At 49.8% G+C, this 12,839-nt stretch carries 10 protein-coding genes; 1 reads left to right on the top strand and 9 read right to left on the bottom strand.

The features are described 5' to 3' along the window. Window positions 1-6: 6 nt before the first annotated feature. The 7 genes from SPTER_RS24210 to SPTER_RS24180 form a co-directional block, all read right to left on the bottom strand. Window positions 7-1,140: an acyl-CoA dehydrogenase family protein gene (locus SPTER_RS24210; RefSeq protein WP_144353129.1), complete on the bottom strand. Its 1,134-nt coding sequence runs from the start codon at window positions 1,138-1,140 to the stop codon at window positions 7-9. Window positions 1,141-1,363: 223 nt separating this feature from the next. Beyond that, window positions 1,364-2,854: a UbiD family decarboxylase gene (locus SPTER_RS24205; protein WP_144353128.1), complete on the bottom strand. Its 1,491-nt coding sequence runs from the start codon at window positions 2,852-2,854 to the stop codon at window positions 1,364-1,366. After that, window positions 2,855-4,027: a CaiB/BaiF CoA transferase family protein gene (locus SPTER_RS24200; protein ID WP_144353127.1), complete on the bottom strand. Its 1,173-nt coding sequence runs from the start codon at window positions 4,025-4,027 to the stop codon at window positions 2,855-2,857. A gap of 112 nt (window positions 4,028-4,139) precedes the next feature. After that, window positions 4,140-5,189: a zinc-dependent alcohol dehydrogenase gene (locus SPTER_RS24195; protein WP_144353126.1), complete on the bottom strand. Its 1,050-nt coding sequence runs from the start codon at window positions 5,187-5,189 to the stop codon at window positions 4,140-4,142. 80 nt (window positions 5,190-5,269) lie between these two features. Beyond that, window positions 5,270-6,058: an SDR family NAD(P)-dependent oxidoreductase gene (locus SPTER_RS24190; RefSeq protein ID WP_144353125.1), complete on the bottom strand. Its 789-nt coding sequence runs from the start codon at window positions 6,056-6,058 to the stop codon at window positions 5,270-5,272. A gap of 663 nt (window positions 6,059-6,721) precedes the next feature. Next, window positions 6,722-7,996, bottom strand: a complete 1,275-nt coding sequence (locus tag SPTER_RS24185) for an MFS transporter (protein ID WP_144353124.1) — start codon at window positions 7,994-7,996, stop codon at window positions 6,722-6,724. A gap of 131 nt (window positions 7,997-8,127) precedes the next feature. Further along, window positions 8,128-9,432 (bottom strand): MFS transporter, encoded by a 1,305-nt coding sequence (locus SPTER_RS24180; protein ID WP_144353123.1) that lies wholly within the window; start codon window positions 9,430-9,432, stop codon window positions 8,128-8,130. A 445-nt stretch (window positions 9,433-9,877) separates the two neighbouring features. Here SPTER_RS24180 and SPTER_RS24175 point away from each other — a divergent pair, with 445 nt between their 5' ends. Beyond that, complete coding sequence (locus SPTER_RS24175) at window positions 9,878-10,810, top strand: LysR family transcriptional regulator (RefSeq protein ID WP_170233422.1); 933 nt, start codon at window positions 9,878-9,880, stop codon at window positions 10,808-10,810. 29 nt (window positions 10,811-10,839) lie between these two features. Here SPTER_RS24175 and SPTER_RS24170 read toward each other — a convergent pair whose 3' ends face one another. Both SPTER_RS24170 and SPTER_RS24165 read right to left on the bottom strand, forming a co-directional pair. Beyond that, window positions 10,840-11,370 (bottom strand): hypothetical protein, encoded by a 531-nt coding sequence (locus tag SPTER_RS24170; protein WP_144353121.1) that lies wholly within the window; start codon window positions 11,368-11,370, stop codon window positions 10,840-10,842. A gap of 181 nt (window positions 11,371-11,551) precedes the next feature. After that, entirely contained in the window at window positions 11,552-12,736 is a 1,185-nt protein-coding gene (locus tag SPTER_RS24165) for an acyl-CoA dehydrogenase family protein (protein ID WP_144353120.1), read from the bottom strand. Between the last annotated feature and the right edge of the window lie 103 nt (window positions 12,737-12,839).

The raw sequence follows: 12,839 nt of genomic DNA, 5'->3' as shown, positions 1-12,839 counted from the left end.
ATAAAATTACTTTAGCATTTCTCTGGCAATGACTACTCTTTGAATTTGATTTGTGCCTTCAAATATTTGGAATACTTTGGAATCTCTCATCAGTTTTTCAACCGGATATTCTTTGCTGACGCCGTAGCCGCCAAAAATCTGAACGGCGTCGGTAGTAACCCTCACCACGGTATCGCCGCAGAAGGTTTTGGTAATTGAGCCTTCTTTGACAACAGGCTTATTGTCATCCATTAAAACCATGGCATGGCGAACCAATTGCCGGGCGGCCTCAGTCTGAATTTCCATATCGGCCAGCAGCATTTGCACAGCCTGGAACTGGCCGATAGGCTTTTTGAACTGCACTCTTTCCTTGGCGTATTTCACGGCTTCGTCAATGGCGGCCTGGCAGATGCCGACAGCCAAAGCGCCAACAAAAGCCCGGGACACATTCAGGGTATTCATAGCCGTGGTAAAGCCTGTTCCCTCTTTTCCCAGCCGATGGCCGCTCGGAACTCTCACGTCGGTAAAGGTTACATCGGTAGTGTTTGACAGCCTCAGGCCCATTTTGTCTTCATGCTTGCCAACGGTAATGCCCGGACGGTTTCGTTCCACGATAAAGGCCGATATCCCCTTAATACCCTTGCTCTTGTCGGTAGCGGCGAATACCACGTATACGTCGGCTACGCCCCCGTTGGTAACAAAACACTTATTGGCGTTAATTATATACTCATCGCCGTCTCTGACGGCGGTAGCCCGCATTGCCCCGGCGTCCGAGCCGGAATTGGGCTCTGTCAGGCAAAAGGCGCCGAAGGCCCCCGGCACGATAATGTCGGCAAACAGCTTCTTCTGGGCTTCATTGCCAGCCATAATAACCGTCCGTAGCGCAACAAAGGTGGTGACAAGCGAAATAGCATAGCCGGCGTCCACTTTGGCCAGTTCCTCGAAGATGACGGCGGTTGTCTGATAATCCAGTCCGGAGCCGCCATATTCCTCAGGTATTTCCAGGCAATGCAGGCCCATGTCAAAAGCCTGCCTGAGAAGGGCCAACGGAAATTCGCCTTTTTCGTCAAGCTCTTTAACATGCGGTTTTACTTCTTTAGCCGCAAAGTTTCTTACCATTTCGACCAGTTCTTTTTGCTCGGCTGTTAATATGTGTCCCATAATAAATCCCCCCAAAAACATATAATGTAACGGCAAAAACAGATTTATAACCGCAACGTCCCTGACGGCCCCCTCGGCGGCTGTCAACTGGAAACCGGCCGTTTGCTCTTGCCATGTTCAATATATTACACTTCATTTTTGACAACAATTTAACATTTTTAAATTATCTAATAATTTTGAAGCTGAATTAAATAATAACCGGCTCATTAGTCATACTAATGAATCACCGGTTGCTATTAAATAGCCCGGGCGCAAAACGGGAAGGATCTATATCCAAAAAGCGGGCGCGGACAAACTGGCTTTTAAGTTTGAATGGAACCGTGCAGTCAAAGATTGTTTTGCAGGAAATCCCCTTGTCCCGGATACCGGGGCTGAATGCCGGCGACTGGGAAGGATCCAGCGGGTGGCAGCGTACACCGGGAAGAAAAATGGTGTCGACATCGCCCTGATAGCGTGTATTCAGCGCCCACAACACATCGTTGCTGTCAAAAATGTCGACATCTTCGTCGACAAGAATGATATGCTTCAATTCCGAAAAAGCGGCCAAGGCAATCAATGCAGCCTGGCGCTGCCGGCCTTCGTCGGCCGGTACTGTCTTTTTGAACTGAAGTACCGCCATATACTTGCCGCCGCCGGCGGCATGCGCATATACATTCAGCACCCGGCCCGGCATGGCGCGCTCGGTCATCAGCAGAATGCTGGCTTCGGTCGGAATGCCGGCCATGCTGACATGCTCCTCACTGGGTCCGATGCAGCTTTGCATGATAGGGTGGCGTCGATGGGTAATAGCCTTGACTTTAATAACAGGCAGTGACTGGTTGGCAGGGCCGGTGTAACCGGGAAACTCCGGCATGGCCTTACCCGTATTGGTATTTTGATCCTCGGCCACCCGCACATCGGGCAGTAATTCCCCTTCAATTACATATTCCGCATGGGCAATTGCCTTTTCTTTTACACTCAGGCAGTCAACCATCTCCACCGCCTTGTTGCGAATACCGCCGGCAATGCTCAGTTCATTAAAGCCCAGCGGCGTGGTCGGCGGCTCAAAGCAAGCGGCGATTTCGATGGCCGGATCGACGCCAATACTGACCGAGATCGGCAAAGGGTTTCCCGCCGCTTCCGCTTTGCGCCGGAACACGTCCAGATGACGGCCTGGCACGAAATATATGGAAATCTCATCCTTGCCTTGCAGGCAGAGACGGTGAATGGTAACGTCCGAATCACCGGTTTCGGGATCGCTGGCATAGCACATGCCCAGAGTAATGTACGGGCCGGCATCTTCTGTCGTATTGGTCGGCGCCGGCAGCAAGGTGCGGATGTCAAAATCCGGATCGCCGGCATAGTGAACGACTTCCTGGCACACGGCCTTGGCAGATGAAACAGTTACCGGCACAAGCGGCTGCATCACGGCTTCCTTTAACAGAAAGCCAAGCCGCTCCGGCGTGCAGTTAAGCAGCAGGCCCACTCGCTCCCGGCTGGCTAAAAGTCCGATAGCCACGCTGGCGTTTTTATGCCCTTTTACATTAGTAAACAGCATGGCCGGTCCTTTTCCGGTCGGGCGGGCCACCGTGCCGCCGGCGCCGACATGGCGATACACCCCGGAAATCTCGGCAAATGGATCTACCGGTTCAGCCGTTTCTATAAGCTGGCCGGGAACTGTTCTGAGCAAAGCCAGGGCAGAACGCAGATCATGAACGGCTGGCGGGCTTTCCATTTACAGACCGCCAACCACGCCCTGCTTGGCCAGGGCTTTAATCTCGCCTTCGCTGAACCCCAGGCGCGTTAACAGTTCTTTAGTGTGCTCTCCCAAGGCCGGAGGCGGCGTGGCCGCCGGCAGCGATACCGGCAGGGCCGAAAGGTTTAACGGCAGGCCTGTTTGCAGTATCCTGCCAACCACCGGGAACTCCAGATAATTCATGATCCCGGTATTGGCCGTCAGAATATCCTGTACGGCCTCGCCCATGGTCTTGACCGGAGTGATGCAAATATCCCGGCCATTGAGCCACTCCAGCCACTCCGCCCGGGTCTTGCCCGCGACCAGGGCGCACATTGCTTCCCACGCCGCCGGATCCTCCTGGCGCCGCAAAAATTGTTTGGGAATTAGCTCTTCCAGGCCGGTATTTTCACAAAACTCTTTCCAGAATTTATCTTCCACCATACCAAAGGCCAGCAGCTTTTTGTCCTTGGTTTCATAGGTGTTGTAGCAAAGCGCCGGATATTCTATGGTTTCCGGGGAAATCTCATTTCCCTGGAAGTGGAATCTGCTATAGAGCAGACTAAGCCACCAGACAAAGGCTTCGAACATGGATACATCCACATATTGCCCTTCCCCGGTCACTTCACGGTGAAACAGGGCGGTAAGAATTCCCATCGCCCCAACCATGGCGGTGGCCGCGTCCACTAAATGGATCGGCGAAGGTTTGCCGCCGTTGAGTGACAAATAACCGCTCAACGCCTGCAGGTTTAAATCATGAATGGCTTTGACGCTTAACGGATTGTTCTGTCCGAAGCCGGACAAAGAGCAATAAATGACAGCAGGGTTTATCTGCTTGATTGCCTCATAATCAATGCCCAACCGCCCGGTAACGCCGGGCCGGAAATTTTCAATGATTATATCGGCCTCTGCCGCCAGCCGCCTGAAGATTTGCCGGCCGTCGTCATTTTTGAGATTGATAGCCAGGCTTTTTTTGTTGCGGCATAAGGCGGCAAAATAGTAGCTGACATCATTGATTTTAGGCTCATCTCCCCGGCAAAAATCGCCTTTTGCGATCTCTTCCACTTTGATTACTTCCGCCCCCAGATCGGCAAATACCTGGGTTGCATACCCGCCCGGCAAATACCGTGTTAAGTCAAGAACTTTCAGGCCGGCAAACGACTTTGCACTCATAAGTATAATCCTCCCCCTTTTCTACATGCGGTTGATCGATGGCTGCTGAACAGTAAACTTGGCCCCAAGCTATTTTGGGACCAAGTTTACTGTCGTGTCATTCCGCAACAAATCAGGGCTCCAGAATGATCCGCAATCCCTCTCTCCGGTCAAGCAGCTCCATACCTTTTTCCCAATCCTTAAGTGGAAGCGTATGGGTGCCGATTGGTTCGACGTTCAATCCGCCGTCAATCATCTTGGCGGCCTGGAACCAGGTCTTGCGTTCGTAAGCCCGGTTGCCGACAATGCTGATTTCCCGCATGGCAATTTGCGTCATCAGCAGCTCGCTGGGCTTGGCCGGCAGGCCGGATACCCCGATCTTACCGTGCTTGGCTACCATCTGAACTGCCTGCGACACTACGGAATGATGACCGGCGGCGTCCAAAACCACGTCGGCCCCTCTGCCGCCGGTAAGCTCTCTTACTCTGGCCACAGGCTCCTGCTCATCTACATTAATCGTGCAATCGGCGCCTAAGGCGGCTGCTGTCGCCAGTCTCTCCTTGTCCGCACCCGCACCGGTTACTATTACCTTGCCGACGCCCATATTTTTCAGAACCAACAGCATTAACAACCCAATGGCACCCGGGCCAATAACAACGGCCGTCTCGCCAAAGGCCGGCTTGACCCTTTCCACTGCATGGATGGCAACGCAAAGCGGTTCCATTAAAGCGCCGGATTTGAAGCTTACCGAATCAGGCAGTTTGATTATATTCTGGGCCCGCACAGCAACATACTGGGCAAAGCCGCCGTTATAATCAGTCCCTAAAAAGGGGCGGTTGTCACAGATATTGATAATGCCTTCGGCGCAATAGCTGCATTGGCCGCAATAAAGTATGGGATTGACAGTAACCCGTTCGCCCACAGCCATGCCTGTGACCTGGCTGCCCACTTCGGTAATGACGCCGGAGAATTCGTGGCCGAAGATAGAAGGAAACTGCAGCTTATAAGAATTGGCAATGGCTTCGTTCCAGTGATACAGGGAGTGGTCTGTGCCGCAGATCCCGCTGGCCATGATCCGGATCAGCACCTGCTCCGGGGTAATCTTGGGAATGGGGACAGAGGCAAATTCCATACTACCGGGAGCGGCCTTAGTCTTGATAACAGCATCCATCATGCCTTGCATAATAAATCATCTCCTCTTGGTTTATTCATGTTTGAGTGGGTTTTGCCCAGCGCTCGCGCCTCCTGCGGCCGCCCGCCGGCTTACCAGCAGGACCAGCCGCCGTCCAGAATCAGGGTCTGGCCGGTGGTATACGATGACTGTGAAATGACTAGATACAAAACGGCGGCGGCCATTTCATCCACTGTCCCCATTTTGCGCAAAGGCGTACGGTCGATAACAAATTTCAACCGCTCCGGGTCAGCCAGTAATCCGGCGACCATATCTGTCTGAACATAGCCGGGCGCTACGGCGTTCACGTTTATATTATTGGGCGCCAAATCGATGGCCAGCGCGCGGGTCATGGCCATCAGGGCCCCTTTGGCAGTGCAATAGGCGACAATGCCCGGCAGGGCATTGATCCCTCTTTGCGAGGTCATGTTTACAATACGGCCGCCGCCATTCCTGGCCATAACCCGCGCCACGGCCTGGGAAACGAAAAAAGCCGATGTCATATTCAGGGCAAAGAGTGTTTCCCAGTCTTCTCTGGTCACCTCCAGCGTGTTGCACCGCGGCAGCGCCATACCTGAATTATTAACGAGAATAGTAACAGTGCCAAAGGCCTTACAGGTCTGCTCCACCAGGTTATCAATATCTGCCTGGACCGTAACGTCGGTACGGATGCCAAGAGCTTCCCCGCCACCGGCCTCAATTGCCGCGCAGACTTCTGCCAGCTTATCTTCCCGGCGTCCGGCCACCACTACCTTGGACCCGGCAGCCGCGAAAGTTTCCGCAATGCCGCGTCCAATCCCGGTCCCGCCGCCGGTTACAATGGCAACCTGTCCTTGCAGGGGAAGAGTATTCACCCAATTTCCTTTAGCTGGATTACTCATGTTTTCAGCCCCTTTTTAGTTTTTAGTCCCTAAAGTTCAACCTCATCGCATGGTCTTGAAGAAGTTGCCGCTTTCCTACAAGGCATCCCCTCAACACTTTACTTCTCAAGCTTCACTATACTCTAGTTAAATATTGCCAACAATTTAATAATTCTAAAGTAAATGTTAGTGTTAATTACAGCTACACCAATAGTAAATTGTTAGCTATTTTAATCAGTCGGGAATCATCCGGCTTATTCTTCATAAACTTTTATTATTTAAAATTACTGAATTATTGCACTTGTCTTTATTAATAAAAAACGCCGCCAAAGGCGGTTAGCAAAATAGACATAACTCACGACCATGCCTAGCAAATCTTAGTTTGAAAATAACCTAGTGTCTTGGCAAAGTTAGCTGTTAGTTTTAGACAACGTAGATTGTTTCGCAATGCAAGGCGGAGGACGCTAACTGATTCATTAAGATCTGCTTTAATGAACCTGTATGATATGGGCCTCTTATTACTGGCACGGGCCGCGCAGATCGGCAATCTGTAAGGCGACGACAACGCAGCAGGGCGGGAAAAGATGCGTTGTCTAACCTAATATTGGACTTTGTCAAGGCACTAGAATAGAACTGGCTCCTGCTCAGTATGATTGGGACTGGGCAGGAGCCATTGGCAATAACTCAGCCGGCTACGGCTTTTACTTTAATTGCCTCCACTTTACAGGTTGTAAGTAAAATAACGGCTCCCGCCACGGCAATGCCGGCGCCTAAAAACAAAGCATACTCATAGCTGCCGAAATAATCAATAATAAACCCGGTTATGGTGGGAGCGCTTATGCCGCCAATTGTGGCGAAAGTGGCAAATAACCCGGTTATTTTGCCGGCATTCTTATGAGAAAAGACCATTGGCATTGAGTAAAACCCGCCCATAGTCAGGCATAACAGGCCATTGGAGGCTGATATGAGCGCCATGGCGGCAGCGGCGCTGGGGGCCTGGGACCCAATTACCAGCAAAAAACCGGCGGCGATCATACCGGCAATAGGATATAGCTTCCGGCCGATATTGTCGCCAAATTTCTTAGCGGCGCGATCGGCTAAATAGCCCCCCAGCGGATACGTGAAAGTGGCAACAATATAAGGAAACATGGAGTATAGCCCTGTCCTGGTCATGTCCAGGTGCCGGCCTAATGCAAAGTAATTAGGCAGCCAGGTCATGAACAAATATAGCAGGTAGTTGGCACAAAAATAGGCAATTGCGCAGCTCCACACCGAACTTGTTGAAAATATATCCCGGGCAGTCAGGTTTGCCGTGGAGGCCGCCGGATCCTGCGAACCCTGATCCTCCCGGATATAAGCCAACTCTTCCCGGCTGATTGCCGGATGCTGCTCCGGCCGGTTGGCGCCATATTTTAACCACAGTAAAACCCAGAATGGCGCAATAAAGGCAAAAGAGTAAAATATCATTTGCCAGCTATAGGTTTGCATAATCCAGATGGAAAGCGGCATGGTAACGACCATCCCGATGGGAACGCCCATAAGGCACAGACCCTGGGCCAGCCCTGATTCTTTCTTGGGCATCCATTGCGCCACTATGGAAGAATTGGCCGGCAAAGTGACACCTTCACCCCACCCCATCGCAATGCGGATTAATATCATTAAGCCCAGGGTTGAGCCAAACGGAGTCAGAAATACGAACACAGACCACCATAGGGCCCCGATCATGACAACCTTACCGCCGCCGTACCGGTCGGCCAGCCAGCCGCCGAGAAGCTGGGTACAGCCATAGCCGATAAAAAACGCGGTGGAAACCAGGCCGTACTCGGTGGCGGTCCAGTTGAAGTGCCGCATCATCACAGGGCCGGCGATTGACATACAGGAACGATCCATATATAAAACCACATAACAGAGAACAATCAGAAAAATAATCCCCCAGCGCTTATTTCCAACCTTTGCCATTGATTCTCCTCCTCACCCACTTTGTAAAACCTGTTTTATCAACCGGGTAGGGAAACTGGACGTACCGTCGTCTTAGCATATAGAGCGAGAGTATCGCGGCAGCCAGGGACAAACCCTGCTCTGACAGAATTTTACGGAAGATTAGAAGCAGCCGGCGGAACCTCAACCACGGCTTTGCTTTCGACCGCTTTTACACTGCAGAGGGTCAGGAGAATAATCGCACCGGCTACGGCTACGGCAGCGCCAAAAAACAGGGCATAATCATAACTTTGGGTATAGTCGATAATAGCCCCGGTTAATATCGGTGCGGTCAAACCGGCGCAGGTGCCGCAGAAGCCATATAAGCCAATAATCTTACCTGCATTCTTGGCGGAAAAAATCGGCGGCATTGAGAAAAAAGGAGCCTGGGTTATGGATAAGAAAAATATCGAGATGGTGATAAGCGCGATAGCGCCCTCCGCACTCGCCACGCGGGTCCCCAGTACCAGGAAGATTCCGGCTCCGATTAGCCCGACAATGGGGAATAGTTTCCTGCCCATATTATTGCCGAATTTTTTCGCGGCCCGGTCGGCCAGAATTCCGCCAAGTGGGTAGGCGATCATAGCAAACATATAGGGGATCATGGTCATATAACCACTTTTAACCAGGGTAAAGCCACGGCCATTTACAAAATAGGTCGGTAGCCAGGCAAAGAACAAAAAAAAGAGATAGTTGCTGGTAAAGTAGGCCAAGGCGGAAGTCCATACCGATCCATTCCGGAAGACCTCCCCCGGCGTCACGCTGGCCGCTGCGTCCGTTATTTGGGCGGATCCCTGGTCGGCTCGGATATATTCTACTTCTTCCCTGGTTATGGATGGGTGCAATTCCGGTTTATTCTTTCCCAGCTGGTTCCATAGCAAAATCCAAATTGGGCCCAAAAAAGCGAACGCATAAAACACGGTCTTCCAGTCATAGTGCTGCATAAAGAAAATTGCCAGCGGCATAGTAAGCGTTATTCCCAGAGGCGTACCAATCATAACGATTCCCTGCGCCGTTGCCGATTCTTTTTTGGGAACCCACTGCGCCAACAAGGAGCCATTGCAAGGCAAAATTACCCCCTGTCCTATGCCCACTACGGCGCGCAGCAGGATCAGCATGCTGATTGTGGCGCCAAAAGGGGTAAGGAAAGTAAATAAAGAGTACAGTAAAATACCAAATACCATGATTTTTCCGCTGCCAAACCGGTCGGCCAAATAACCGGCAGGCATCATGGTGAGAGCATAACCTATGAAAAATGCGGTCGAGACCAAACCAAACTGAGTGGCGCTCCAATTAAAATCCTTCATCATTACCGGCCCGGCAATAGACATACTGGTGCGGCAGATATACATAACAGCATAGCTCAACAACATCAGAGCTACAATCATCCAGCGTTTATTCCCCGTCTGTGAATGCATAATTTTCCTCCTTTAACTAAATAATACCTAGTTTTTGTCCAATTTTCTAAATGTGGATTTAAAAGCTTTTCTCACTCTCTTTCGTTACTAATTTGTCCCGCTGGTTAGTGTCTAGGTTTAATGTACTATAGTTAACAATTTGCAACAATTAATTAAGTTTAAATATTAAAAATATTGCGAAGTTATATCACATAGTCATTCCTATACATTAGCAGCACTTAAAAACGCAACAAAAAACGCAGGTTCATATCCGGCGCAATATCGGAGTTTTTTTAGATTCATTAGACAAACTTAATAATTATAGATTATAAAACAGCAAGAATAAATATTTATGATAAATATTTACCATTTTTAGAATAGTCACTCTATCATTTTTTCGAGCAGGACATTGGTAATTTTAACAGAATATTCATTTTAAGTTATGACAACAGAAAGGAAGTCTGCTATGGAAATATATCAGCTTAAATACGTCTTGACGGTAGCCAAGCACCAAAACTTTTCCCGTGCAGCCGCTGAAGTTTGTGTAACGCCCTCGTCTTTATCACAACAAATAAAAAAACTGGAGGATGAATTAGGTATCATCTTATTCGGAAGAACCACACGCTCAGTTCACTTGACGCCGGCAGGTATTGAATTTGTTGAAAATGCTAAGAAAATCATGCAGAATATTGATGGTATTAATACTGCGATGCAAAAATATGTAATCGGAGAAAGTGGACAAATATTCATTGGCAATACGCCGGCGCTTGGTGCTTATAGTATCACTTCGCTTATTGCCGAGTTCCAGAAAACCTATCCGAAAATATCCCTCGATTTTCATGAGGCGGAATGCTTTGATTTATACCCCTTACTGTATAGCGGTAAAATCGATGTAGCATTTCTTACCGCTTTCAACAAATACAAGCCCGGGAAGATTCCCTTAGAATCATATCCTCTGGTCAATGATGAAATAGTGCTGATCACCAGCACATCTCACCCGTTTGCGGCCAGGGGGGCCATTGATTTGCGCGAGGCTGCCCAAGAAATGTTCATTTGCTTTTCCAGGGCCTCCGGCTTGTTTCTGGATACGCTTGAGGCTTGTAAACGGGCTGGATTTGAACCGAAATTCGGCTATAACACGCAATATACCGATACCTGCCTGGGGCTTGTGGCTGAAGGAATGGGCATTGCAATGCTTTCCGCGCGAACAATTATGGCTGCGCCCCGAAAAAACATTGCGATTGTCCGCTTTACGCCTAAAGCGCTTAGGACTCTTTCGGTGGTTTTTCAAAAAAAAAGACCGTCCCCGGTTCTTTCTAACTTTAAAAACTTTTTTATCCACTGGATACGGGACTGTCGCCGCCCTCCCCTTGGACAGCCGGAAAGTTCACTACCATAATAAAGAAATACGTTGCCGGCAACAGCCGGCTAAAGTTTAAAATAGCCCGCCAACTTTTCCACAGGCACCGCCAGCAGTCCCTTATGCTCGATATATAGATAAATAATAAAACCTCGCTTGCAGCGAAAAACACATTCTTGGCACATGCTCCTGCCGCAATACACATAGGCGTCCTCGTCGGCTAAGGGGAATACCAGGGGCGGCCGCTTCCTGGCAGTAACATATTTGAGATAACCGCCGGTAAAAGTTTTAAGCAAAACCCACTCTGGTTTATCCTCTGGTTGCTCCATTTCCCAGAATACCTGCACCGCGCTCTGATTGAACCCGCCAACAATTTTATAGTCCACATTAATTTCGGGTGACAGGTCCATTAGCTGGAGCGGCTTTAGCCGCTCCATGGATGCGTCACAGCAGGCCGGCGCCTGAGCCGGCGTGTCATAGCTCAGTCCCTGGTACAGTCCGCCGCAATGACTACAGCGGTAGATTACAATCTCGGGACATTCCGGCCAGGGTTTTCTTGCTGCCCTGCTTCTTAGCGGTCCGAATTCCTGCTTTGCCAAACTCCGGTCCCCCCATACATTTAATCTATTTTAATCCGCCACTTAAGCAGCGGGAAGCTGGCCGGCTACATTCCGGATTGGGTTAGAACCGGCTTTGATGCTAAATTTTTTCCGTATTGTATTAAGAGGGTCATCAGCTTGATACTGATGGCCCTCCGGCATGTCCGCAGATTGCTTAGGATTAATCCAGATACTCTAAATGACCGCCGTGTTTAATAGTCTGGCGGGAAATGGTAATGCGCTGTACGGTGGGGGTGCCTTCCTCCAGCCACATGGCACGTGAGTCGCGGTACAGGCGCTCAGTAGGACCATATTCGCAATCCTCGAAATAACCAATGCCGCCGAAAATCTCCAGCATTTCATCGCCGCACACCTTGGTAACCCAGATGCTGAACAGCTTGCACATAGCCGCTTTTTCCTCAATGTATTCCCCGTGGGGATCCAGTTCATAATCCTTAGCAAAATCATACACCATAGTACGCAGGGCATGGATATGGGTAGCCATGTCGGCAATCTTCATTCGGATAGCCTGGCGTTCAATGATGGGCTTGCCAAAGGTAATACGATCATGGGCCCGCTTGAGGGAAATATCCAGCATACGCTGAGCCATGCCCAAATTGCTGGCCGCGATGTGGACACGGGAGACAGACAGCGAGTGAATGGAGATATGAAGGCCATCGCCTTCTTTGCCGAGCAAATATTTCTTGTTAACTCTCATGTTGGTAAACTTTAAGCCGGTATGGCCTGAACCGCGGCACCCCATCATGTGGGGCATAGGCGTAACTTCGTAGCCCGGGGTGGCGCAAGGCACCATGAAGGTGGAGAGACGGTGGTCCTTATCGGCATTAGGATCAGTAAGAACAGTAATATATGCATAATTGCAGCAGTCAGTGTGTGAGATTAAGAATTTTTCCCCGTTAATGATATAATCGTCACCGTCTTTTACAGCCGTTGTTTTAATATCGGCGCCCGTGCCGCCGGTTTCCTCGGTGACGGCCCAGCAGGTAAAGACCGATCTGTCCTGGAAACCGGGCATTAACTCGGCCTTAAGCTCTTTGCTGCCGAAGTCGTACAAAGGACGCCAGTTCAGATCCATGGCATAGTGCAGATGCATACGCATGCCGCCGGGACCGCGGCTAAATTCCTCTTGAACCTTCAGAATTTCCAGTTCAGAGAGGCCCCAACCGCCGTATTCCGTTGGCAGTGAGCAACGATACAGGTTATTTTTAATGCCCAGTTGATAAAATTCCTCGGGAAACACATTCGTAACCTCAATGTCTTTTTGCATCTTATCGAATGTGCCTTCTGTTAATTCTCTGATCTGTTTTAGATAAGCTTGGAATTCTTGTTCACTCAATTTTCCCACTTTCTTTCCCCCTTTGCTATTATTACATCACAAATTCACTATACTATAGTTAAATATTCATAACAATTTAATAATTATAAATATGAATTTATTATAAAGCAAG

The sequence above is a fragment of the Sporomusa termitida genome (genome assembly GCF_007641255.1).
Lineage (GTDB): Bacteria > Bacillota > Negativicutes > Sporomusales > Sporomusaceae > Sporomusa > Sporomusa termitida.
Note: the sequence above shows the minus strand (reverse complement) of the source record. Positions and strands in the feature narration are given on the sequence as shown.